At 36.9% G+C, this 22,483-nt stretch carries 23 protein-coding genes; 5 read left to right on the top strand and 18 right to left on the bottom strand.

What is annotated here, in order from left to right; genetic code table 11:
- Nucleotides 1-21: 21 nt before the first annotated feature.
- The 6 genes from ABGT15_RS06105 to rsfS form a co-directional block, all read right to left on the bottom strand.
- Nucleotides 22-306, bottom strand: a complete 285-nt coding sequence (locus ABGT15_RS06105) for an acyl-CoA-binding protein (RefSeq protein ID WP_367230543.1) — start codon at nucleotides 304-306, stop codon at nucleotides 22-24.
- Nucleotides 306-968 carry a phosphatidylserine decarboxylase family protein gene (locus ABGT15_RS06100; protein ID WP_367230542.1) on the bottom strand — a complete coding sequence of 221 codons (663 nt, stop codon included), beginning with the start codon at nucleotides 966-968 and terminating at the stop codon, nucleotides 306-308. Before ABGT15_RS06100 ends, ABGT15_RS06105 begins: the two co-directional genes overlap by 1 nt.
- Complete coding sequence (locus ABGT15_RS06095; RefSeq protein ID WP_367230541.1) at nucleotides 949-1,767, bottom strand: phosphatidate cytidylyltransferase; 819 nt, start codon at nucleotides 1,765-1,767, stop codon at nucleotides 949-951. The genes ABGT15_RS06100 and ABGT15_RS06095 overlap by 20 nt, the downstream gene beginning before the upstream one ends.
- A 1-nt stretch (nucleotide 1,768) precedes the next feature.
- A complete protein-coding gene (locus tag ABGT15_RS06090; protein ID WP_367230540.1) occupies nucleotides 1,769-2,374 on the bottom strand; it encodes a lactate utilization protein B/C in 606 nt (201 codons plus the stop codon).
- Between the two features lie 111 nt (nucleotides 2,375-2,485).
- On the bottom strand, nucleotides 2,486-4,420 hold the full coding sequence (gene ftsH, locus ABGT15_RS06085; protein WP_367230539.1) for an ATP-dependent zinc metalloprotease FtsH: 1,935 nt from the start codon (nucleotides 4,418-4,420) through the stop codon (nucleotides 2,486-2,488).
- Between the two features lie 12 nt (nucleotides 4,421-4,432).
- Nucleotides 4,433-4,804, bottom strand: a complete 372-nt coding sequence (gene rsfS, locus ABGT15_RS06080; RefSeq protein ID WP_367230538.1) for a ribosome silencing factor — start codon at nucleotides 4,802-4,804, stop codon at nucleotides 4,433-4,435.
- 92 nt (nucleotides 4,805-4,896) lie between these two features.
- Between rsfS and ABGT15_RS06075 the strand changes: the two genes are divergently transcribed.
- A complete protein-coding gene (locus ABGT15_RS06075; RefSeq protein ID WP_367230537.1) occupies nucleotides 4,897-5,628 on the top strand; it encodes a biotin--[acetyl-CoA-carboxylase] ligase in 732 nt (243 codons plus the stop codon).
- Between the two features lie 55 nt (nucleotides 5,629-5,683).
- Here the strand turns inward: ABGT15_RS06075 and ABGT15_RS06070 are convergent, their stop codons facing one another.
- Together ABGT15_RS06070 and pyrE are read right to left on the bottom strand one after the other, a co-directional pair.
- On the bottom strand, nucleotides 5,684-6,076 hold the full coding sequence (locus ABGT15_RS06070) for an SRPBCC family protein (protein ID WP_367230536.1): 393 nt from the start codon (nucleotides 6,074-6,076) through the stop codon (nucleotides 5,684-5,686).
- 16 nt (nucleotides 6,077-6,092) lie between these two features.
- On the bottom strand, nucleotides 6,093-6,740 hold the full coding sequence (gene pyrE, locus ABGT15_RS06065) for an orotate phosphoribosyltransferase (RefSeq protein ID WP_367230535.1): 648 nt from the start codon (nucleotides 6,738-6,740) through the stop codon (nucleotides 6,093-6,095).
- Between the two features lie 7 nt (nucleotides 6,741-6,747).
- Between pyrE and ABGT15_RS06060 the strand changes: the two genes are divergently transcribed.
- Nucleotides 6,748-7,350, top strand: coding sequence for an NUDIX hydrolase (locus tag ABGT15_RS06060; RefSeq protein ID WP_367230534.1), 603 nt, complete (start codon nucleotides 6,748-6,750; stop codon nucleotides 7,348-7,350).
- Nucleotides 7,351-7,618: 268 nt separating this feature from the next.
- Here the strand turns inward: ABGT15_RS06060 and ABGT15_RS06055 are convergent, their stop codons facing one another.
- Genes ABGT15_RS06055 through ABGT15_RS06040 form a run of 4 tightly spaced genes read right to left on the bottom strand, consistent with a single transcriptional unit; the run spans nucleotide 7,619 to nucleotide 11,405 of the window.
- On the bottom strand, nucleotides 7,619-9,352 hold the full coding sequence (locus tag ABGT15_RS06055) for a M14 family metallopeptidase (protein ID WP_367230533.1): 1,734 nt from the start codon (nucleotides 9,350-9,352) through the stop codon (nucleotides 7,619-7,621).
- Nucleotides 9,353-9,359: 7 nt separating this feature from the next.
- Nucleotides 9,360-9,815: a pantetheine-phosphate adenylyltransferase gene (gene coaD / locus ABGT15_RS06050; RefSeq protein ID WP_367230532.1), complete on the bottom strand. Its 456-nt coding sequence runs from the start codon at nucleotides 9,813-9,815 to the stop codon at nucleotides 9,360-9,362.
- A 2-nt stretch (nucleotides 9,816-9,817) separates the two neighbouring features.
- Nucleotides 9,818-10,429: a zinc-ribbon domain-containing protein gene (locus tag ABGT15_RS06045; protein ID WP_367230531.1), complete on the bottom strand. Its 612-nt coding sequence runs from the start codon at nucleotides 10,427-10,429 to the stop codon at nucleotides 9,818-9,820.
- 1 nt (nucleotide 10,430) lies between these two features.
- Nucleotides 10,431-11,405: a D-alanine--D-alanine ligase gene (locus ABGT15_RS06040; protein ID WP_367230530.1), complete on the bottom strand. Its 975-nt coding sequence runs from the start codon at nucleotides 11,403-11,405 to the stop codon at nucleotides 10,431-10,433.
- A 191-nt stretch (nucleotides 11,406-11,596) separates the two neighbouring features.
- Here ABGT15_RS06040 and ABGT15_RS06035 point away from each other — a divergent pair, with 191 nt between their 5' ends.
- The 3 genes from ABGT15_RS06035 to ABGT15_RS06025 are packed head-to-tail and all read left to right on the top strand — an operon-like array spanning nucleotide 11,597 to nucleotide 16,325.
- Nucleotides 11,597-12,229 (top strand): PASTA domain-containing protein, encoded by a 633-nt coding sequence (locus ABGT15_RS06035; protein WP_367230529.1) that lies wholly within the window; start codon nucleotides 11,597-11,599, stop codon nucleotides 12,227-12,229.
- Nucleotides 12,219-13,271 (top strand): RluA family pseudouridine synthase, encoded by a 1,053-nt coding sequence (locus ABGT15_RS06030; protein WP_367230528.1) that lies wholly within the window; start codon nucleotides 12,219-12,221, stop codon nucleotides 13,269-13,271. Before ABGT15_RS06035 ends, ABGT15_RS06030 begins: the two co-directional genes overlap by 11 nt.
- Nucleotides 13,272-13,313: 42 nt before the next feature.
- Complete coding sequence (locus ABGT15_RS06025) at nucleotides 13,314-16,325, top strand: DUF7619 domain-containing protein (RefSeq protein ID WP_367230527.1); 3,012 nt, start codon at nucleotides 13,314-13,316, stop codon at nucleotides 16,323-16,325.
- Between the two features lie 38 nt (nucleotides 16,326-16,363).
- On the opposite strand, the gene ABGT15_RS06020 is transcribed toward ABGT15_RS06025, so the two are convergent.
- The 6 genes from ABGT15_RS06020 to ABGT15_RS05995 all read right to left on the bottom strand — a co-directional run bounded on the left by ABGT15_RS06020 (nucleotide 16,364) and on the right by ABGT15_RS05995 (nucleotide 22,351).
- Nucleotides 16,364-17,011: an intradiol ring-cleavage dioxygenase gene (locus ABGT15_RS06020; RefSeq protein WP_367230526.1), complete on the bottom strand. Its 648-nt coding sequence runs from the start codon at nucleotides 17,009-17,011 to the stop codon at nucleotides 16,364-16,366.
- Between the two features lie 33 nt (nucleotides 17,012-17,044).
- Nucleotides 17,045-18,019 carry an MlaD family protein gene (locus ABGT15_RS06015; protein WP_367230525.1) on the bottom strand — a complete coding sequence of 325 codons (975 nt, stop codon included), beginning with the start codon at nucleotides 18,017-18,019 and terminating at the stop codon, nucleotides 17,045-17,047.
- A 6-nt stretch (nucleotides 18,020-18,025) separates the two neighbouring features.
- On the bottom strand, nucleotides 18,026-18,763 hold the full coding sequence (locus ABGT15_RS06010) for an ABC transporter ATP-binding protein (protein WP_367230524.1): 738 nt from the start codon (nucleotides 18,761-18,763) through the stop codon (nucleotides 18,026-18,028).
- A 5-nt stretch (nucleotides 18,764-18,768) separates the two neighbouring features.
- Nucleotides 18,769-19,521: an MlaE family ABC transporter permease gene (locus ABGT15_RS06005; RefSeq protein ID WP_367230523.1), complete on the bottom strand. Its 753-nt coding sequence runs from the start codon at nucleotides 19,519-19,521 to the stop codon at nucleotides 18,769-18,771.
- 166 nt (nucleotides 19,522-19,687) lie between these two features.
- Nucleotides 19,688-21,604, bottom strand: a complete 1,917-nt coding sequence (locus ABGT15_RS06000; protein WP_367230522.1) for an SPFH domain-containing protein — start codon at nucleotides 21,602-21,604, stop codon at nucleotides 19,688-19,690.
- 321 nt (nucleotides 21,605-21,925) lie between these two features.
- On the bottom strand, nucleotides 21,926-22,351 hold the full coding sequence (locus ABGT15_RS05995; RefSeq protein WP_367230521.1) for a hypothetical protein: 426 nt from the start codon (nucleotides 22,349-22,351) through the stop codon (nucleotides 21,926-21,928).
- Between the last annotated feature and the right edge of the window lie 132 nt (nucleotides 22,352-22,483).

Genomic DNA, 22,483 nt, shown 5'->3' with positions numbered 1-22,483 from the left:
ATAAAATAAAAAACGAAACTTTTACAAATTTCGTTCTTTCATAAGTTTATTGATAATTTCTATGTATTGTTTTTTGGCATCATCTGCCGAGAGATGGTTTACCTGCATCCAGGCATTTAATTTAAATGCACCTCGGATGTTTTGTGAATCCTGTCGAAAAAAAAACCGATCCGAATCGTTTGATGTAGCCTGCTTATATAAGCCATACAAAATCAGCTGCATATCTATGGGGACTGAAGATTGCGGTATTAATTGGGCATTTTCAAAAGCCTCGTCAAATAATTTATTTAATTCCGTAGAATTCATTATTTTTTAATTGCAATGATGGTTTTTCCTCCAACAGCTTTTTCATTAAGCTTAACGTTGATTTCTGTACCTAAAGGTAAGTATAAATCCACTCTCGAACCAAATTTAATGAAACCGGCATCCGTTCCCTGTACAACCTGCATTCCTTCTTTTGCATAGTTAACAATGCGTCGGGCTAATGCTCCGGCAATTTGGCGGTATAGTATTTCTCCGAAAACAGGACTTTCAACTACTACTGTAGTTCTTTCGTTTTCTTCACTGGCTTTTGGATGCCACGCCACAAGGTACTTTCCGGGATGGTATTTGCTGAACTTTACTAATCCGTTTACTGCGTAACGCGTAACGTGTACGTTAATCGGCGACATGAAAATGGATACCATTAAACGTTTGTCTTTAAAGTATTCAGATTCGTATACTTCCTCAATAACAACCACTTTTCCATCAACGGGTGCAATAACATGATTGTCGTTTATGGCAGTAATTCGGGTTGGATTACGGAAAAATTGTAATATCATAATCAGCATAAACAGGGTGAATACCTGAATAGCTTTCTGAAGCCAGAAGTTAGTTACGAATTCATCGGCTAAAAAGATAACCGCAGTAGCTGTAATAGTAGCCCCTAATATAATTTTTGCTCCTTCTTTATGAAACTGTATGAACATAATTTATAATTTGATAAAATAAATATAAAAATGGTATTGCAAATATAACACTATCTAAGCGATCTAAAATACCTCCGTGTCCAGGCATTATTTTCCCACTGTCCTTAACTCCGGCCTGACGTTTGAATTTTGATTCGATTAAATCGCCTATAGTACCGAAAATACAAACAATAAACCCGGTGGCGATCCAAGTAATTGGGGATAAGCTGGTGAAATACAGACTCAAAACATAACTTCCGGCCATAGCAAAAAATAATCCGCCTAAGAAACCTTCAATGGTTTTTTTTGGGGAAATACGTTCCAGAAGCTTGTGTTTCCCTATAGATTTTCCAACAATATAAGCAAAGGTGTCATTTATCCAAATGATAATGAATACACCAATGATGATTTTTGGATTATAAGGCCCCTCTATTATTGGTAGTTTCATCAGTAAAACAAAGGGAAGGATGATGTAGCCAAAAAGGGTTACATATTTTGAAAGATTGTCGTTTTTGGGTTTAACACGTTCCAGAAACAGGTCCAGGATCAAATTTACGGAAACAAACAAGGCTCCTAATGTGAGTAATGCATCTGTTTTGGGGTTGCCGGTGTGGAAAAAGGCAAAAAGCACATAACTGGTTAATGCCAAAAGAATCGGTACGGAATTCTTCAGGTGAATCAGTTTGCAGAATTCAACTGTGCAAATAAGCATAAACATTCCGAAAAGAAGTGAAAACGTATATTCGGAATATAAAGTTGCCGAAACAAGAAGTAGTATATAAACTATTCCGGAAAGAGTTCGTATGATACTTTCGCGCATATTACAAATCTTCTAAAAGCAGTAGGTATAAGTTTTTAGGGCAACTTCCGTATTGAAGGAAATCTTCTTCTTTAGCTTTTTCGAAGTATTTAAATGTTGTAATATTGGTTGGGATTTCTTTCTCGTATTTTTTCTTGATTTCCCTTAAACCATCACTTTTGTTCCCTGTAATTTGACTGGTGGTAGCAAGAACTACAATGTTATCCGGTAAATCACTTGGTTTGTATTGCTTGATTTGTTTTGATGAAAATAAAATAGAACCCTCGTTGGCTATCAGATTTTCACAGGAAGTCAGAAGGAATTTTGGGTCTTTTGGGCTGGTGTAATTTAATTTGTTCTCATCCAAAAGACTGTAAAGTTTTGGTTCAAGACATAAAGCTTCTTTTTCAAACCAGTCGTTTTCTTCTAAAATGCTCTCAAAGTTATCGTGTACTTCCGGCAGATTTTCACAATATAAAAATTTGCCTCCGTTTTTTTTGAAATTATAGGTAAAGAGTTCGTCGATAGGCATCACCGGATCCGGAAGATAAGGACTTGTTTTATCCTTTTCTTTGTCTTCATTCGAATCTTCGGATGAGGTGCCAAAAAACTTTCTGAAAAGACTCATATATTATATAAAATCTGGGAATTTCACAATTTGATAATAACCAAAGATAAAAAAATCTTAATTCAATCCTGCAACTGAATTAAGATTTTTATAAAAAAATATTTAACAAAATTATTCGTTCTCCGTAACCGCTTCAATATCTGATTTTTCAAACGGACGTTTTCCGAAAATGTTTTCCAAATCGTCCTTGAAAATTACTTCTTTTTCTATAAGAATATCGGCCAATTGAACCAGTTTGTCTCTATTTTGATCTAAAATCTGAATAGCTCTCTGGTATTGGTTTTCGATCAAATCGGAGATTTCTTTGTCAATAACTTTTGCTGTGTCTTCCGAATAGGGTTTAGAGAAGTTATAATCGGTTTGACCTGATGAATCGTAATAAGTGATATTACCAAGTTTATCATTCAATCCGTAAACGGTTACCATAGCTCTGGCTTGTTTGGTAACTTTCTCCAAATCACTCAAAGCACCGGTGGATATTTTATCGAAAATTACTTTTTCTGCAGCACGACCTCCCATGGTAGCACACATTTCATCCAACATTTGCTCCGGGCGAACAATTAAACGCTCTTCAGGTAAGTACCAGGCAGCTCCTAAGCTTTGTCCTCGGGGCACTATGGTAACTTTTACAAGAGGTGCAGCGTGCTCCAACATCCAGCTAACAGTAGCGTGACCTGCTTCATGTATGGCAATGGCACGTTTTTCGGAAGGGGTAACAATTTTGTTTTTCTTTTCCAAACCTCCTACAATTCGGTCTACTGCGTCAAGGAAATCTTGTTTACCAACTGCCTTTTTGTTTTTTCTAGCAGCAATCAAAGCGGCTTCGTTACAAACATTGGCAATATCGGCTCCGGAGAATCCAGGTGTTTGCTTGGCAAGAAAATCGGTATCAAGTTCTTCCTCTTTTTTAAGTGGTTTCAAGTGTACTTCGAAAATTTCCTTACGCTCACGAATATCCGGTAAATCTACATAAATCTGGCGGTCAAAACGTCCGGCACGCATCAGAGCTTTATCTAAAATATCAGCTCTGTTGGTAGCGGCGAGAACAATAACGTGTGTATTGGTGCCGAAACCGTCCATTTCGGTTAATAACTGGTTTAAGGTGTTTTCACGCTCATCATTTGAACCTGAAAAGTTGCTTTTACCGCGGGCACGTCCCACAGCATCAATCTCATCAATGAAAATGATGGCTGGTGATTTCTCTTTAGCCTGTTTGAACAAGTCACGTACACGGGAAGCTCCAACTCCAACAAACATTTCCACGAAATCCGATCCGGAAAGGGAGAAGAACGGAACTTTAGCTTCACCGGCAACGGCTTTGGCCAATAAGGTTTTACCGGTTCCAGGTGGGCCGACCAATAAGGCGCCTTTAGGTATTTTACCACCAATTTCAGTATATTTTTCAGGGTTTCTCAAGAATTCTACGATTTCTTGGATTTCCTCTTTAGCACCTTCTAATCCGGCTACATCTTTGAAAGTAACTTTAACATCGTTTTTTTCATCAAACAATTTAGCTTTCGATTTTCCGATAGAAAAAATCTGTCCACCTCCGCCACCGCCACCAGCGCCGGACATTCTGCGCATCATGTAGATCCAGAAACCGATGATGATGATTAACGGTAAATAGGTAATGATGATTTCTCCCCAGTTACTTTCCGGTTCGGAAGCATAATCGTTTAATTTTCCTGACAGACGAGCTTCCTCCAGTTTTTTCTGGAAAAGTTCGTTGTTGGTTCCAATATCAAAAGAGTAATGTGGCCCGGTATTTTCTTTTCCAAAATAGGTTTCTTTCTTAAGCTTGGAATGGTCTTTCGCTTTTAAAGCCTCTTTTTTCAGATATACCTGTGCTGTGGTTTTGTTGTAAACCACTTTGTTAACCTGACCTGAATCTAAAAACTGATAGAATTTGGAAATACTCGTAGGTTTAATTTCCTGAAAATTCGATCCGCTGGATATAACTTGTATTGCAATTAAAATCAACAGCGCTATTCCGTATAAAAACCACGGACTGATTTTAATTTTAGTAGGTTTATTATCTTTTGACATGAAAATAAAATGTTAGAATTTGTTTTCAATTGAGGTGATTTTAGCATCGCCCCATAAGCTTTCAATGTTGTAATATTCACGGATATGTTTCTGGAAAACGTGAACAACGATGCTTACATAATCCATTAAAACCCACTCGGCATTTTCGGTTCCTTCCACATGCCAAGGCTTGTCTTTTAATTCTTTGGATACTACTTTTTGAATAGAGTTGGTAATTGCATTTACCTGTGTGTTGGAATTACCGTTACAAATTACGAAATAATCGCAAACGGTGTTATCTATTTCTCTTAAATCTAAAATATCAATATCGTTTCCTTTTACGTCTTCAATCCCTTTGATGATGTTTGCTAACAAATCATCATTACTAATATCTTTTACTGCCATTTATAAATTGTATATTTTCGCAAAGTTACCATTTTTGTCCTTATTTTTGACATCTTAACATAAGATTAAACTATCTAAAGTTAATTATTTTCATGAATATCATCAAACTCGATGCCATACCTTCCACAAACGACTTTTTAAAGGAAAAGCTGTCAAAACAGTTTGTCGAGAATTTTACCGTGGCAGTCGCTGAAAACCAAACTGATGGACGTGGTCAAATGGGAGCGAAATGGGAAAATGAATCCGGTAAAAACCTTACATTCAGTGTACTTGTTAAAGATTTGCTGCTTGAAATTCATTCGATTTTTAATTTGAATGTAACAGTTGCCGTAAGTATTGCTGAAGCTTTAAATACGTTTCAGATTCCCAATTTATCGATAAAATGGCCAAACGACATTTTGGCAGAGAATAAGAAAATTGGCGGTATTCTGATTGAGAACAGTATCAAAAGTAATGGGGAGATTTTTTCCATTATCGGAATTGGTCTTAACGTTAATCAAAAGGAATTTGAAGGGTTACCCCAAGCAGGTTCACTTTTTACGGTTGTTGAGAAAGAATTTGATAAAGAAGAAGTACTGAAAGTTATACTTGAAAAACTCAAGCAAAACATCGCTTCACTTCAATCCGGGAATCAAAGTCATTTCTGGATTCTATATGACCAATTTTTATTCAAAAAAGGAGTGCCGATGCCTTTTGAAGATGCAAACGGTTTTAGGTTTATGGGAATTATTCAAAAAGTAAATGAGGTGGGCAAACTTGAAATTTTATTGGAAGATGACAGTATTCGTCAATTTGACATAAAAGAAGTGCAAATGCTGTATTAAAAGAAAGGCTCTCAAATGAATGAAAGCCTTTTTTATTTTTAAAATTCTGAAACTATTAAAGTTTGTTCATGTTTGCCGCCAGGGTTTCGATGAATTTGGAGATTGGTCCTTTAATCATCATGGCCATCATAGGGTTAAACTCACCGTCAAAAATTAACTGAACTTCAGATGTGTTAGGCGTAAGCGCTTTGATGTTCGCTGTTAAAGTAAAAGGTAATTTGTCACTTGCAGCACCTAAAATTACTTTGTTTGGTGCTACTTTGTCTTTCATTTTTAATTTAATTTCCGGCATTCCTTTCAATCCGAAGATGAAAGCATTCTCATCCAAAACCTCAAATTTGGCAATGGAGTCCGGCATTAATTTTTCAAAATTCTTTACATCCGTTAATGCGTTGAATAAATACTCATCGGATTTCTCAACGTTAACTTTCGGGCTTTCTAAATTCATAATTGTTAATCGTTATTTATACTTCAATACCCCAGGTAGATGGACTCTTACGCCATTCCTTCAGTGTTTCGTGTTCTTCTTCGGTAATGTATTGTTTGGCAACAGCTTCTTCCAATAAAGAGTCGTAGTTTCCTAAAGTGAAAACATCCAACTTGGCTTCTTTACAATTTTGTTCTGCAACGTCAAATCCGTAAGTGAAAATGGCAACCATTCCTTTTACGTTGGCACCGGCTTCTCTCAAAGCCTCAATGGCCTGTAAACTGCTTTTTCCTGTGCTGATCAAATCTTCCACTACAACAACTGTTTGGCCTTTTTGCAGAAAACCTTCCACCTGATTTTGGCGTCCGTGTTTTTTAGCTTCCGGTCGAACATAAACAAAAGGAAGTCCCATAATTTCCGCAACCAGCATACCGATACCAATGGCACCAGTAGCGACTCCGGCAATAACATCGGGTTTGCCAAATTGTTTTTCAATGTTTTTTGCAAATTCCTCACGCAAATAATTTCTAATTGGTGGAAATGAGAGGGTTATGCGATTATCGCAATAAATAGGAGATTTCCAGCCCGAAGCCCATGTAAAAGGATTTTTGGGATTTAATTTAATTGCGTTTATTTGTAAAAGCAATTCGGCTGTTTTTTTAGCTGTGTCTGTGTTAAAAATCATATTACAAATGTATAAAGTTTTTGTAAACGATAAACCACTTTTCCTGACAAATCAAGTTGTCAAAGAAACCGATTTTCAACTTTTTCTTCTGGAAAGTGTTGATATCAAGCAGATTATTGTAAAAATGTTTCAGAATAAAATTGATAGAGCTTTTTTATATCATCCGGATGAAAAAGAAATCATGCACAAGCTGAAAGAGAAGATGCCAGTCGTAAAAGCGGGTGGAGGATTGGTTTACAATAAGAATGGCGAAGTACTTTTCATCTTTCGAAACGGAAAATGGGATTTGCCAAAAGGTGGAATTGAAAAAGGTGAAGCTATCGAAGAAACTGCAATAAGAGAAGTTGAGGAAGAAACCGGTGTGACAGGTTTGAAAATAACCGGTAAGCTTCAAAAAACGTATCATGTTTTCAAACGCAACGGACGTTACAAGCTTAAAATTACTCATTGGTACGAAATGAAGACCAGCTTTACAGGAATGCCAGAGGGGCAAATTGAGGAAGGTATAGAAAAAGTTGTCTGGATGAAACCGGAAGAAATAAAAGAAGCTTTAAAGAACTCCTACGAGAATATCAAACTCCTTTTTCAGGAAGAAAAAGTTATCCCTTAAAACAAATAAAAAAAGCCGCTTATAAGCGGCTTTTTTTATTTGTTTTCTCGTGTTATTATAAAGTAAATGACGTAGAGCCATCCTAGGATTCCATGAAGAAATGCCCAAAGAACAGAATTATTTCTGGACCACGATGTTACGATAGCGAGTACGCTTCCCATACCAATTCCATTATGAATAATTTCACGTTGAATAGTTGGTTCATTCGCGAAACATGAAGTTGATAAAAATAATGTGAAAACCAGAAATAAGACTGTTTTACTCATAATTAATAACTCATTTTTTTGTAAACTGGGTATTGCAGATAAGCTTTTTCAAAGTATTTGGAGTTTTTGTATACCCAATCTAATTGTGCTTCTCCGCTTTCTGCAAACTTTTTGTCTTCGTTGCGTTTTTTCTCGAATATGGCCTTCATTTTTGGGTTTTCATCTAAAATCTGTTTGGCTAAATCTTCAAATACATAAGCCGAAAAATATTCTTTCTGTTGTAAGATAATATCAAAATAATTCCAGTTGAAGAAAGAATCAGCCGCTTCCGGTTCCAATGTTTCCAAAAGGTATTTTACTTTTGGCTGGCTGGTTTTGATAATTAAATCGCCTTTCTTGAATGTGACATTTTCTCTGCTTGCCGTTACCGAGGTGTTGTAGTGGAAATAATGATTTTCAAACGGTTGGGTTGCAGTTTTGTAATCGGCAATTTTATAGCTTTCCACATTGATAGTAGTGTCCTTTTTCAGTTTCACCATGTCAATGTCGTTCAGTTTCATTAAATCGATAACCTCCCAATGTTGCTGTGGTACAATGTAATATTCTGGAATAACAATTTCTTTTTTCGCTTTGTAAACTTCATAAAAAGGAATCATTTTACTGAAAGGTTTTGTTCTGTCGTAATACAAACGCGGTTTACCAGAAACCTCACTTGCTTTGTATTTGCCTTCGTAGCCGAGGAAGGGAATCTGTTTCACTTTGGCAGAATCGATTTCCCACTGAACGGTATATTTGTTGTGCGGTAGGTAATTTTCAAGGTTATCTTTGCGAAGTTTTTTAATTTTCGCAGCATTTTTATCCGTAAAGTTTAACGTAGACAGCATGTATTCGTAAGTTACTTTTACTCTTTCGGAATACTTTTTCAGCATATGTGTTTCCACCATTGCGCCCAAAGTATTAAACATCGAAGCATATCCAGTTGAAAATCTGGGAGTTTCCATGCTTTTAGCAAAACCAGTTTCAGGAGTTTTGTCATGAATGTTTACATAAGGCGTTGATTCGATTTTCTTGGATTTCAAATCTTTTAACACTGCAGGCATCATTTCTTCGTTAAAAAAAGTACCCAATGTACCGCCTAACTTTTGATAATGTGTGGCGATGTAAGTTAATGTGTATTGATAATCTGCTCCATTGCTTACATGATTGTCAATAAAAACATCAGGATTTACAAAATTGAAAAGAGCCTGGAAACTTCTTGAATTTTTAGTGTCCGATTTTACAAAATCTCTGTTCAAATCGTAATTTCTTGAATTTCCTCTGAAGCCATATTCCTCAGGACCGTTCTGATTTACCCTCGATGTGGAATTTCGATTCATCGAGCCGCCAATGTTGTAAACCGGAATTGCAACCACAACTGTGTTTTTTGGAGCGGAAATTTTTCCTGAAGCCAAATCTCTCATAAAAAGCATTGTAGCATCTATACCGTCAGTTTCCCCGGGATGAATTCCGTTGTTGATGAGCATAATTGCTTTAGTGCCGGATTTCAACTGACGGAAATCAAAGTTTTTATCTGCTGCGAAAGTTACGATGTGAAGCGGTTCGCCATTATCGGTTTGTCCCATTGTTTTCATTGCAATGGTTTCGAAGCCTTTGTCTAGTCTCTGATAATATTCGATGGCTTCTTTATATGTTGCCGATTGGTTGCCGTTTCCTTTTTCATAAGGGGTTTTAAAATCGGTCTGCTGGGCAAAAACCGAAGTTGTACTTAACAATAATAAGCTTATTATGTTTTTCATTATGTTGTTATTTGATTTTTACAGATTGGGGTACTAAAAAAGTATAATCACCGCCGTTTCGGATAACATCCCGAACAATGCTGGAACTGATATGCGAAGTGTCAATAGCCGTTAATAGAAATACGGTTTCTATGTCTGATAATTGTCTGTTGGTGTGAGCAATAGCTTTTTCGAACTCAAAATCGGCCGGGTTGCGAAGTCCGCGAAGGATGAATTGCGCCTCAAGCTTATGACATAAATCAATGGTTAACCCTTCATAGGTGACTACCGAAACTTTTGGTTCGTCTTTGAATGATTCTTCGATGAATTTTTTACGTTCTTCCAACGAAAACATGTATTTTTTTTCGGCATTGATACCGATGGCTACCACAATTTCATCAAACAAAGGCAATGCTCTTTTGATAATATCGAAATGTCCCAAGGTTATCGGATCGAAGGAGCCGGGGAAGATTGCTTTTCTCATAATCAGTTTCTGTCAATTTTATAAATACTGTCATTTTTAAACAAATCAAGTATCTGTGATTTTGTGTAAGATTTGATTTTATCAGTATAATATTTGTCTTCGTTAATAGTAAAAATTTTTGTGAATTTGGTTACTACTGTATCATTAGCTATGAAGTGTATGCTGTCTTTTTCTATTGCGGCAATTTTCATTGTTGTGTAATTTGATGGCAGACAATTTAAGAAATAAACATCACCTACTTTCGGATTGTTTGCAAAATCAGATTTTTTCACATTTGCTCTTGAAGATTGAAATAAAGCTAATGGAATAAGAATAGCTAGAATAATTAAGCCGGAGAACATCCAAATAGGATTTCTTGCCGGTTTTAATTCGTTTTCTCGCTGTAATTTTTTTTTTATGTTTTCTGAAAATTGTTTTTTTTCAAAAACAGTATCACATTCATTACATCCTACAAAAGTGTTTTTTTTATATGGAAAAAAAGGAACCCAATACAAATGAAAATATTTTGATTCAACAATGTAAGTCATTGAAACGTTTTCCCTGCATTCATTACAGGTTACATTTGTAAGGCTGCCTCTTTTGATTTCCTTTTCTCTTGTACCGAAAAATATCATATTACTTTTCTAAAGCTAATTCAATAGCATTGCTGAACAATTCGGTTAACGAAATTCCTGCTTCTTTAGCTTGTTGTGGTAAAATACTTTCGGTGGTTAAGCCCGGAATGGTATTCATTTCCAGCATATAAGGTTCGCCGTTTACGATGATGAATTCACTTCTGGAAAACCCTTTCATTTTTAAAACTTCATAGGCTTTTTTGGAAACGGTTTCCACTTTTTGGCGAATATCCTCCGACAATCGGGCAGGGGTGATTTCCTGAGATTTACCTAAATATTTCGCTTCGTAGTCAAAGAAGTCGTTTTCGGACACAATTTCCGTAATGGGTAAAACCGTGGTTTGTCCTTTGTAATTGATAACTCCAACGGAAACCTCTGTGCCGTCCAGGAAACTTTCAATAATGATTTCGCTATCTTCTTTGTAAGCGGTTTCAATGGCTGGAAGTAATTCTTCTTTTGTTTTTACTTTAGAAATTCCGAAGCTGGAACCGGATTTGTTTGGCTTTACAAATAAGGGCAATCCTAAGGCTTTGATGATTTCTTCTTCGTTGATTATATCGCCTTTATCCAAATAAAAAGAAGTTGCGGTTTTAATTCCGTAAGGTTTTAATACAGAAAGCATATCGCGCTTGTTAAACGTTAAAGCTGCCTGATAGTAATCACAAGAAGTTTGCGGGATACCCAATAATTCAAAATAGGCCTGCATCAGACCGTCTTCTCCGGGCGTTCCGTGTATGGCATTGAAAACTACGTCGAAAGTAAGTTTGCTTCCGGCATAATCCACCGAAAAGTCATGACGGTTTACCGGGAATTCGTTTTCGCTGTTGTCCACCATTACCCATTTTTCTTTAAAAATATGAATTCGGTAGGCATTGTATATTGATTTGTCCAGGAAGTTGTATACTACGTTTCCGCTTTTCAGAGATATCTGATACTCACTGGAATAGCCTCCCATTATGATGGCAACATTTTTCATATGTTTTGCGTTATTTGATAAGTGTTAGTTCTTACAAAATTATCACTATTTGTTGAAACCCACATCAAAAAATATTTTTCTTATATAAAAATGAAAAAGTGGGTTCCTGACGACCTTAAGCAAATAATTACTTTTTCGGAAGAAACAAAAATTCTTTAGTATTTTAATATCTTTGCCCAAAACCCAAAACCATGAGTTGGAAAAAATTTTTAACAAGCCCTACCTTTTTTAAACATTTAGCATTAGCTTTAATTATTACGGTTCTATTTGTTGTTGGGGTGATGAAATTCCTTAGTGTAGCCACCAATCACGGAGAAGAAATACCGGTACCGAATCTGGCGAAGATGAGTGTAGAAAAAGCGGAAGAACGTTTAAACGATATAGATTTAGAATTCCATTTGTTGGATACAGTTGATTATAACCCGGCTTTTCCGCCATATTCCATTGTAGAACAGGATCCTTTAGCAGGTGTTACTGTTAAGGATGGCCGTAAAGTATATGTGAAAATCAATGCTGGAGGATATTCTAAAGTAACATTGCCGGATTTGGTTCAAAAAACATACCGTCAGGCGTTATCAACTTTACGTGCTTTAGGCATACAGGAAGGTGATGTGAAGTATGTGGAATACATGGCCAAAGACGTGGTTTTGGAAGTAAAACAAAACGGTAAGAAACTGAAAGCCGGTGACAGAATCCTGAAAAATTCTAAAATTGATTTTGTTTTAGGTGACGGAAAAACAGGTTTTCAGGAAGAAGAATTAGACAGTGTAAATGCGCAGGAAATTTTAGTTCCTACCGAGGAAGATTTGAATAATGCAGAATAATATAGACTTAGAGCAGGACGAGTTCGATGATGATGACGTCCTACATGAACATCATCGTTTTGAAGTAGCTAAAGGGCAGCAGGCGTTACGAATCGATAAGTTTTTAATGAATCTTATTGAAAACACGACACGCAACAAAATACAGAAAGCTGCCGATTCGGGAAACATCTTCGTGAATGACGTTGCCGTAAAATCCAATTACAAAGTAAAACCTGAAGATGTGGTGCGTGTGATGTTAGAACATCCACCGTACGAACATTTGCTGAAAGGTGAAAATATTCCTCTGAATATTGTTTATGAGGACGATCAGCTTATTGTGGTGAACAAACCGGCGGGAATGGTAGTGCATCCGGGACACGGAAACTATTCCGGAACTTTGGTGAACGCCTTGGCCTATCATTTTGATAATTTACCGATGAACAGCAGCGAACGTCCGGGGTTGGTACACCGCATTGATAAAGATACTTCAGGATTATTGGTGGTGGCTAAAACCGAACTGGCCATGGATTATCTGACCAAACAATTTGCAGAAAAAACATCAGAACGTGAATACGTAGCTTTAGTCTGGGGCAATGTGGAAAAAGACGAAGGGACCATAGAAGGGAATATCGACCGTCATCCGGTAAACCGCATGCAAATGGCAGTATTTCCGGAGGGAGACAAAGGAAAACCTGCTCTAACCCATTACAAAGTTTTGGAACGATTGGGTTATGTTACGTTAATTTCCTGTCGATTGGAAACGGGGCGTACCCACCAAATTCGTGTGCACATGAAGTATATCGGACATACGTTGTTTAATGACGAACGTTACGGAGGCGATGCCATTTTAAAAGGAACGACCTTTACCAAATACAAACAGTTTATTGATAATTGTTTTAAAACGTTACCAAGACAGGCACTGCATGCCAAAACATTAGGTTTTGAACATCCGGTAACCAAAGAATTTATGCGATTCGAATCGGAAGTGCCACAGGATATTCAGGATTGTGTGGAGAAATGGAGAGTATACTCCAAGTCGCATACTACAGACGAAGATAATTAGATATTAAAATAGAGCTTTCAAAATAGGCCAATAAAGAAGTTTATGATAAAAAAAATATTTTTTTCGTTATTTGTAATTTTCCTTTCCACCCTTGCTTTTGGGCAATGTCCTTCTGGAAGTGTTACTTTTTACAATCAGGGACAAATAGATTATTTCTTAACGGCTTATCCGAATTGTACAGAAATTAACGGTTCAGTAGTACTTGATCCGGCAAATGGTAGTGCCATTACCAATTTGAATGGTTTGCGAAATATAACCAGAATAAATGGTAGTTTCAGGATTACGCAGCATAATTCACTTGTAGGAAATTTGAACGGATTAGAGAATTTAACTTACATAGGAGGTAGCATATACATAAATGATACATGGATTTCAAATATTTCCGGGATTCGAAATTTAACTCATGTAGGAGGAAGTTTAGAAATCGCCTCAAACCATATAAGTGACTTTTCACCATTAAATAATATTACATATATTGGAGGAAGTCTGACATTGTCAAATGACACTGATACTTCCAATTACAGTGGTTTAGCATTAAGAGTAACAAATATTCCTGGAGATTTGAATTATTGGCTTAGAACAATTTCAGATCGTGATTTGCATCCTCTTTCCGCACTAAGAAGTATTGGAGGAAACGCTGCTATTTCGGTTGATAACCTGACAACTTTATCCGGTTTGGACTCGTTGCAAACAATTGGAGGCAGTCTGAATCTAACGTTAAACAGCCAAATTACCAACTTGCAGCCACTTGCATCATTAACAAGTCTTGGCGGACTTAACATTATCGGAAATACAAACAGCAATGTAACTAGTTTATCGGCTTTCTCACAAATTACCAGCTTAAATCAGGGGTTGTTCATAAGTGGTATGGCAGGGTTAACGTCTTTAGCGGGATTGGATAATTTGAGTTCTGTTACCGGACAGCTTTATATTTCCGGTAATACTAATTTAGGTTCCATTAATAATTTATCGGGAGCAAATTTGAGTGGTCTTACTCAACTGCGAATTAGTAGTAATCCAAATTTAACGCTATGCAATGAGTTAAATGTTTGTAATTATTTAATTGGAGGAGGCACCTATGAAATTTACGGAAACGGACAAGGATGCAACGATTTTAATCAATTTATAGAATCGTGTAATACAAGATGGAAAAATTTGATTAAAGGGAATATTAGAATCGATTATAACGCCAACGGATGTGCTCCGGACGATCTGCCAATGCCGCAAGCGATGGTAAGAGCTACAACTCTAGGTAATAATGTATATTATACTTTTACCAATTCAAATGGTGATTACCGAATGTTTGTTCCTCAGGGAGGTTACATTGTAAACCCACAATACACACCCAATAATTTTAATTTTACACCTTTATCCTCCACAGTGAATTTTTCAGGAGTAGGGGCGCAGCAGACTTTTGATTTTTGTGCCGTTCCTAGCCAAATCGTTAACGATGTAAAAATTGATTTTTTCCCGTTAGATCCTGCCAGACCTGGTTTTGATGTTTTTTACAGAATTAAATACACCAATAGTGGAACTACAATAATGAGTGGCGCTGTTAATTTTACTTTTGATGCCGGTAAGATGAACTTTGTTAATTCTTCTGTGCCAGTTGCTTCTCAAAATGCAAATGTTCTTACTTGGAATTATACGAATCTTTATCCGATGCAGTCAGGTTTTATTACTTTAAAATTTACTGTTTTACCTCCTCCAATCGTGAATTCTTTAGATCGTATTCCTTTATCAGCCAGTATCAGTTCATTAACCACAGATCAAATTCCGGCTAACAATACCTTTTCAATGAACCATTTGGTAGTCAATTCTTATGATCCTAATGATAAAACGGTATTGGAAGGAGATATGATACTATATCAGGATATTGATGAATATTTGCATTATGTGATCAGATTTCAAAATACCGGAACCGCATCAGCAGTTAATGTTAAAGTTGTAGATACTTTTGTTGATAAATTAGACCCTACAACCATTGAAATTGTTGAGTTTAGCCATAGTGGTAGCGTACAGATAAAAAACAATGTGGCGGAGTTTCTTTTTGACAATATCAACCTGCCGGACAGTACTACTGATGAGCCGGGCAGTCATGGGTATATCAGTTTCAAAATTAAGCCAAATTATAATGCATACGCTGGAACTACAATTAACAATACCGCTAATATCTATTTTGATTTTAATGCTCCGATTATTACCAATACCACAGCAACTTATGTTGATGCAGATACAGATGGTGATACGATATTAGATTCTGTAGATAATTGTAAAACGGTTTCGAATACGAATCAGTCGGATGTTGATAATGATGGTTTTGGTGATGTTTGTGATGATAATATTGAAGTCGATCCGCCGTATAGTATCGGGTTTGATACTGTGAGTTTAGATCCATTATGGAAATCATACAGACAAAGTTCATCTTACACAAATGTTACTGTAAGCAATTTGAATGATGTAGATGCCAATGGTAATACTATTAGATTATATTCAAACCATATAGCTTATAAAGCTATGTTAATCAGCCCAAGATTGAATGCGGTATCCAATACTAGTACGATATCCTTTTGGGTTAAAGATGAAGGCGAAGTTTATAACAGTATAGAGATTGGCTTTTTAAGAAATCCGGCTGATGTTTCTACTTTTACCAGATTAAAATATTACAATCCTTCGACTACCATGACACTTTATACATTGGATATGTCAGGTTATAATGCATCGTATGGAAAGAATTTAGCAATCCTTGTTAAGGGAAATACGGTTTACGTGGATGATTTCAGTTATACAAACAGCGCTTTGTCAACCGAAGAACAAGAGTATGTTAGTTTTTCAGTTTACCCAAATCCGGTTTCAAATATTCTGACCGTAGATTGCAAAGAGTCCTTCGATTCATTGACAATTTATGACATCAACGGAAGAATCCTCAGAAAATTGGAATCAGGAAATGAAAGACAGTTGCAAATTGATGTAAATGACTTTTCGCAAGGGATGTACTTTTTGGAAGCCCAAGCTGATAACAGAAAAAAGGTGATAAAGTTCATCAAGAAGTAACTAAAATATAAAGAAAAGCCTCTGTTTAAGAGGTTTTTTTATTTTAGGATAATATCACGTTTCCCAATCCAGGTTCCATTAATCTTTTTCACTTCAATAATACCTAATCCGCTTTTTTCTCTGGGAGTAGAATGAATTTTTTGCAACAAAGGATCATCTTTAAACATAAAATCATCAATGTGAAACGGTTTGCTGCTGTTCGGCAGTTTGATTGCCGAATGAATATGTTGCGGATTTGAACTGTTGGGATAGGAGGCAGGCCGAATGGTTTCAATACGATAGTTTCCGTTTTGATCTGTCTTGCACCAGCCATGATGGGAACCGTGCCATTTTTGTACCCCTTTTTCATCTCCTTTTTTAGAATATTCTCCTTTGGAATCGGTATGATAAGCGTAGAGAATTGCATTCGGATATGGCGTTTTTTCGTCTTTTTTATAAATTTTCCCTGTAATGATCAATTTTTCACTCTCTTTATCATTATCTGAAATCGTCATGGTTGCAGTAAGCAATTCAGGCATGTTCACAAAGTAGCAGTTAATGTTCGCATCGGGACTGTCACAACTGTCGGTTTGTATCGAGCTGTTGATTGCAGTTTGCGACACGTCTTTTGCAGTATCTTTTTGTGTGCAAGAAAGCAGAAGCAACACTAAACATGTTACTCCGGTGATTTTGATTGAATGTTGCATGATATAATTTTTTTGAAATAACGCCTTTCGAACTTATTGTTTTTGTTTCGCTTTTGCTTTTTCCTGCTTTTTAAAATAGCCTCTGAACAGGAAATTGTGTTTTAAAGCTTCCAAATCTTCGTTCAGCTTGTAGCTGGCCTTTTGTAAATTGGTCATGGTCGAATCTATTTTCTTTACCAGTTTTGGGTCGTTGGATAAATAATTGATGGCTCCTTTTCCTTCTTTGATGTTCAGTATGGTGCTGTTCAGATTGGTAACCACTTTGTCAATTTCAGAACTCGATTTTTCCAGATTTTTCACCACCGATTTAATTTGTGAAGCTACGGCCGTATCTTTCATCACACCGATTACATTATTGCTTTTATTTAAGTCCTGAATTAATTTATTCAGGTTTGCCACTGATTCGGAAGTTCCTTTAGATGTAGTTTTCAGATAGTACATTGTTTCTTTTAAATCCTGTGCCATTATCGAGTCGCGAATCAGTAAGCCGACCGTTCCTTTTCCCTGAACGATTTCATTGGTTATTTTTAATAAATCGGCAGTGAGTAAAGCGGCGTTTTCGTTGGTAACGTTTAGTGTTTTGAGGATATCGTCGGTTCGGATTCGACTGTAGGATTTGATGATGTCATCTTCTTCTACATTGAGCGCGTTTCCTTCTCCCGGAATGATGTTGATGATCATATTACCAACCAAACCATCCGAACTAATGGTGGCGATGGCATTTTTCTTGATATGGGACAACATTTTTTTATCGATAATCATTTCTACATAAATGGTAGAATCGTTAGCCATTTCGATTTTTTTAACCGTCCCGATATCAATACCGGAATACCGAACGTTGTTACCTAATCGTAATCCGTTTACATTGGCGAAAACCGCTTTCAATCGAACAGTGTGGCCAAAAAGATTCTGTTTGTTTCCCACAAAATAGATGGCCGCCATAAACAGCAGTGAGCCAATCAAAGTAAATAGTCCGAGTCGGATTTTTTGTTCGCGCGTTTTTTCCATATGCCTCTATTTAAAAAAAGCCTTCACTTTTGGATCATCAGAACTTTGTAAGTCACTGAAAGTCCCTTCAATATAGTTAATTCCGTCGATTAATAAAATCATTCGGTTAGAAATCGCTTTGGCACAATCAATATCATGCGTGATGATGATGGACGAGGTGTGATATTGTTCCTGAACCGATTTCATCAGCAGGATAATTTCTTTGGCTGTTATCGGATCTAACCCGGTTGTAGGTTCGTCGTATAAAATTATTTTTGGTTTTAGGATGAGTGTTCTGGCTAAAGCGATTCGTCGTTTCATGCCTCCGGAAAGTTCGCTGGGCATTAAATCGATTGCCGCTGCCAAACCGACACTTTCCAGGGCTTCCATTACCATAGGCGTAGTATCTTCAATAATTCCAAATTTTTTAATATGACGCCGTAACGGAAATTCTAAATTTTCACGTACCGACATCGAATCGTACAAAGCGCTTCCCTGAAACAGAAAGCCAATATCAGTTCTCAATTCGTCCAGTTCGTCATGGTTTAGTTTTCCGATTGCTTTGCCCATAACCGAAATGGAACCGCCCGAAAAATCTTCAAGCCCGATAATGCATTTAATCATTACGGATTTTCCTGAACCGGATTTTCCCATAACTACCAGATTTTCACCTTTGTATAATTCCATGTTGAATCCATTCAATACGACATTGGAACCGAATTGTTTGTGTAAGTCTTTTACTGTTATGATGGTTTCGGTAGTCATGGTTGCTAATCATAAAAAATATTGGTAACAAAAACCGCGATAAAATCAATAATGAAAATCAGTACCGAAGTATAAACCACTGCCGCATTTGCTGCTTTCCCAACACCGGCTGTTCCTCTTTTACAATAATAACCTTTATAACATCCGATGAGCCCGATGGCAAAGCCGAAGAAGAACGTTTTAATCGTCGCTGGAACGATATCACTGAATTTTAAGGAATTGAAAACTAAATTGAAATAGAGCAGAAAGGTAGTGTTGTCCTTTAGATTTTGTACCAGACTTGAACCGATTAAGGCCATAAAATCACCAAAGATTACCAATAACGGCAGCATCAAAGTGGTGGCAACAATACGGGTTATGACCAAAAATTTAAACGGATTGGTTCCTGAGACTTCCATAGCATCGATTTGTTCGGTAACCCGCATGGAGCCAATCTCGGCACCAATTCCCGATCCGATTTTCCCCGCACAGATGAGCGCCGCGATAATAGGACCAATTTCCCGAATAATGGAAATGCTGACCATAGATGGCATCCAGGAAACCGCTCCAAATTGCATTAAAGTAGGGCGGGACTGAAGCGTAAAAACCAATCCGATGATGAAACCGGTAATCCCTACAAGAAACAGCGAGCGGTTCCCAACATTATAACATTGATGAAGCAATTCTTTGAATTCATAAGGAGGTTTGAGGAAGTCTTTAAAAAAGCGTCCGGCAAAATAAGAGATTTCGCCAATTTCGAGCAAAAAGCTTGTAACCATTTCATGTATTTGTTCAAACTTTTGTCTCATAATCATTTGTATAATAATTGATTATATTCTATAAAATTACTGATTATTCAGACATGAAATCAAAATTGTCTTAAAATCCTGCATAAAAAAACCGCTCAAAATTTCTGAGCGGTTTTTATAAGTTTCAAATTTCAAATTAGTTTTCCGATTGTGGTGGTTCTGGCTTTTGTTTATTTGAATCCATCATTTCCATGAGTTTCATTCCTAACAAGCCACTTATTCCACCATCGGCACCATTATTTCCTGAAATTAAGACATCCGGAATTACCTTAATATTTCCTTTACCGATTTCTTCCGTGATTTTATATTTTGTAAAGTTGTCGCCACCCATCGCAGAAACCTGTAATTGATAAGCCTCAGCCGTAGATTTACCGATTGCCATGATTTTTTCCGCTTCAGCTAAACCGGTTTTGGAAATTTTTTCGGCTTCGGCGCTTGCATTTAAACGTGTTGCTTCTGCTTGTGCTCCGGCTCTTGCTTTTGTAGCTTCTGCTTCCGCATTGGCGCGCATTTTTGTAGCTTCTGCTTCTGCATTTACATTCAGTTTTAAACTGGTTGCATCTCCTTCTGCTTTTTTAACGGTAGCATCGGCGGTTCGTTGCGCGATTTCCACACTTTGCGAAGCACGAACAATTTCTTTTTGCATGTCGGCAATAGCGGTTTCTTTTTCAACACCTTGTCGTTGCTCTTGTGCCATTTTTTGAGTCTGATAGGTTTTTTGCTCTTCTTCGGCAATTTTTCTGTCGGTTAGCGTTTTCATTAACGAATCCGGAGGAACAATGTCTCCAATTAAGGTGTCAACGGCATTTACGTTGTATTCGTCCAAAACCGCTTTGATATGGTTTTTAGCCGATTCCTGACGCTCTTTTCGGGTACTTAAGAACGAAATTACATCGCTGTCCTGAGCTGAGTTTCGGAAATAGTTGCCAATGGTTGGCTCTAAAACCTGAGATACTAAATTGGTCATGCTTCCAAAACGAGCGATTACTTTCGGTGCTTCATTAGCAGGAACGTGAATAATTTGTGCCACATCTAAATTGAAAGGGAATCCGTTTTTGGAACGAACAGTTATTGTAGATAGGTTTTTATCCAGGTCGTGCGATTCACTACGAGCATTTGCCCAGTTTAATACTAAGTTTGTCGTTGGAACCGGTTCCAATTTGGTAGTGTATTTGTTCAAGGCATATTTTCCGGGACCAAGAGGTTCCATCCAAACTCCGCGTTGCCCTTTTGATACGATATTTCCGTGTTTGAAGGTTTCTCCCGTAACGTCCTGACCGTCTTCTCCAATATAGGAAATCACGACACCAACATAACCGATTGGCACATCGGTCATTGGGTTTTGTTCAATTTGAATTGCCCAAGTATTGATGTAGTAGGAACCGGCTAACATTACTTGTGGTTGTAAACCTCTGTTTCCGCCTTCTTCCAAAAATCTATCGAAATCCTGAAAGTTGTTATGACCTTCCACGAATTTACCGGCAATTTGCCCTAATGGAATCGGGTCGCCGTCTAATGCGGTTACGACACCCACCATATTCTCGAAGATTTTTACCTGATCGGTAATGATAATGTCGAAAAGGAAAGTATTGATACGGTAGGAACCACTGGTAATAAAAGCTGTTTGACGTCCTTTTTGCCCTCCGTTGTTAAGGAAAGACGTTGCGTCCTGAAAGTTATCACTTTCCACTTTACGTGCTAAAATGCGGCCTGTTGGAATTTCTTTTCCGTCTTTACTCATTACTAAACCGATTTTTCCTTCCGGGATGATGGTAAAAGGTGTCATGTCTACCGAATATTGCCAAATCCACATCGTCCAGTATAAACCAGGAGCGAGTGTTTGAGCCTGAAAACCTGCTTCTCCTTTTGTTGCAATGATACGTCCGTCCGGAAGCGATCGGTCGGCTCCGAACAAAACGAATTTTTTTGTTACCAAACCAATCTTGTCTTCCGGAACAATTACCATTCCGAAGAAAACACGCAAAACAAATTTGTAAAAGACTATGGATAATACAATAAGTATCAGCCACCAAAGAGATAAAATTGTTGTCATTTAATTAATAATTTAATTAGAATTTGGTTTGATTTTAGAAATGATTAATATGAAAAATGAATGTAAGATCATTTTAATTCTGTTAATCGGAATCATGTTGAAGTAGTAGTAAGATTCCCTTTTCGAAGATACAACACCTGTGTGTGTGTCATTTTGGATATTAATTTCTTTTTTAAAATCTCTAATTATACGTTGTAGGGAATTTATTGTTACAGAAAAGCCTTTAATTTTTTTTTGTCTTTTTTAATTTACTGATAATGTGATAAATAAAAATCCGCTTTGTTTTCACAAAACGGATTCGTCTCTTTAAGATGAAATAGTCTAATGTTTATGATTATGCTTGTCATCGGTTTTGGTCATCATTTTTTTTGCCATTTTCGGTTTGATTTCTGTAACGATCAATTTTGCAGAAGAGGTTCCGATGTTTTTGGCCATGTGGGTTACTTTAGGAATAAATAAAACTTCACCGGCTTTGATGTCTGCAACAACAGCCGGTTTGCCTTTATCAGTTATTTCAATTTTAGCATCAGTTAGTGCGTAAGCAGTGTGATCGGGATGACTGTGCCAGGGAATGGTCTGTCCGGCTGTAATTTCCAGTTCAATTACTCTTACGGCATCGTTTTCAAGAAGGATTTTTTTATACACATCAGGTGCCACTTTTACAGGATCCTGACCATACATGATTGCACTCATCATTAAGAACATTCCAATGATTTGAGTTTTGGGAAATAACTTAATTGTTTTCATTGTATTTAGTTTTGAATTGATTTCCAATTAAGTGGTATTCGAATACAAATTTACAAACAATATGTAAGGTATTGATTATTAGTTGAATAAAAAAATCCGCCTTGTTTTTACAAAGCGGATTTATTACTTTTT

The sequence above is a fragment of the Flavobacterium enshiense genome (assembly GCF_040750275.1).
Classification (GTDB): domain Bacteria; phylum Bacteroidota; class Bacteroidia; order Flavobacteriales; family Flavobacteriaceae; genus Flavobacterium; species Flavobacterium enshiense_B.
Note: the sequence above shows the minus strand (reverse complement) of the source record. Positions and strands in the feature narration are given on the sequence as shown.

What these genes read in the sequence shown, in the direction of transcription:
- coaD (WP_367230532.1), bottom strand. Translation starts at nt 9,815, where the DNA reads ATGAGAAAAGCAATCTTCCCCGGCTCCTTCGATCCGATAACCTTGGGA.
- ABGT15_RS06000 (WP_367230522.1), bottom strand. Translation starts at nt 21,604, where the DNA reads ATGACAACAATTTTATCTCTTTGGTGGCTGATACTTATTGTATTATCC.
- pyrE (WP_367230535.1), bottom strand. Translation starts at nt 6,740, where the DNA reads ATGATTTTTAACACAGACACAGCTAAAAAAACAGCCGAATTGCTTTTA.
- ABGT15_RS06070 (WP_367230536.1), bottom strand. Translation starts at nt 6,076, where the DNA reads ATGAATTTAGAAAGCCCGAAAGTTAACGTTGAGAAATCCGATGAGTAT.
- ABGT15_RS05995 (WP_367230521.1), bottom strand. Translation starts at nt 22,351, where the DNA reads ATGAAAACAATTAAGTTATTTCCCAAAACTCAAATCATTGGAATGTTC.
- ABGT15_RS06060 (WP_367230534.1), top strand. Translation starts at nt 6,748, where the DNA reads ATGTATAAAGTTTTTGTAAACGATAAACCACTTTTCCTGACAAATCAA.
- ABGT15_RS06090 (WP_367230540.1), bottom strand. Translation starts at nt 2,374, where the DNA reads ATGAGTCTTTTCAGAAAGTTTTTTGGCACCTCATCCGAAGATTCGAAT.
- ABGT15_RS06055 (WP_367230533.1), bottom strand. Translation starts at nt 9,352, where the DNA reads ATGAAAAACATAATAAGCTTATTATTGTTAAGTACAACTTCGGTTTTT.
- rsfS (WP_367230538.1), bottom strand. Translation starts at nt 4,804, where the DNA reads ATGGCAGTAAAAGATATTAGTAATGATGATTTGTTAGCAAACATCATC.
- ABGT15_RS06035 (WP_367230529.1), top strand. Translation starts at nt 11,597, where the DNA reads ATGAGTTGGAAAAAATTTTTAACAAGCCCTACCTTTTTTAAACATTTA.
- ABGT15_RS06095 (WP_367230541.1), bottom strand. Translation starts at nt 1,767, where the DNA reads ATGCGCGAAAGTATCATACGAACTCTTTCCGGAATAGTTTATATACTA.
- ABGT15_RS06100 (WP_367230542.1), bottom strand. Translation starts at nt 968, where the DNA reads ATGTTCATACAGTTTCATAAAGAAGGAGCAAAAATTATATTAGGGGCT.
- ABGT15_RS06025 (WP_367230527.1), top strand. Translation starts at nt 13,314, where the DNA reads ATGATAAAAAAAATATTTTTTTCGTTATTTGTAATTTTCCTTTCCACC.
- ABGT15_RS06005 (WP_367230523.1), bottom strand. Translation starts at nt 19,521, where the DNA reads ATGGTTACAAGCTTTTTGCTCGAAATTGGCGAAATCTCTTATTTTGCC.
- ABGT15_RS06105 (WP_367230543.1), bottom strand. Translation starts at nt 306, where the DNA reads ATGAATTCTACGGAATTAAATAAATTATTTGACGAGGCTTTTGAAAAT.
- ABGT15_RS06030 (WP_367230528.1), top strand. Translation starts at nt 12,219, where the DNA reads ATGCAGAATAATATAGACTTAGAGCAGGACGAGTTCGATGATGATGAC.
- ABGT15_RS06010 (WP_367230524.1), bottom strand. Translation starts at nt 18,763, where the DNA reads ATGACTACCGAAACCATCATAACAGTAAAAGACTTACACAAACAATTC.
- ABGT15_RS06040 (WP_367230530.1), bottom strand. Translation starts at nt 11,405, where the DNA reads ATGAAAAATGTTGCCATCATAATGGGAGGCTATTCCAGTGAGTATCAG.
- ABGT15_RS06045 (WP_367230531.1), bottom strand. Translation starts at nt 10,429, where the DNA reads ATGATATTTTTCGGTACAAGAGAAAAGGAAATCAAAAGAGGCAGCCTT.
- ABGT15_RS06015 (WP_367230525.1), bottom strand. Translation starts at nt 18,019, where the DNA reads ATGGAAAAAACGCGCGAACAAAAAATCCGACTCGGACTATTTACTTTG.
- ABGT15_RS06020 (WP_367230526.1), bottom strand. Translation starts at nt 17,011, where the DNA reads ATGCAACATTCAATCAAAATCACCGGAGTAACATGTTTAGTGTTGCTT.
- ftsH (WP_367230539.1), bottom strand. Translation starts at nt 4,420, where the DNA reads ATGTCAAAAGATAATAAACCTACTAAAATTAAAATCAGTCCGTGGTTT.
- ABGT15_RS06075 (WP_367230537.1), top strand. Translation starts at nt 4,897, where the DNA reads ATGAATATCATCAAACTCGATGCCATACCTTCCACAAACGACTTTTTA.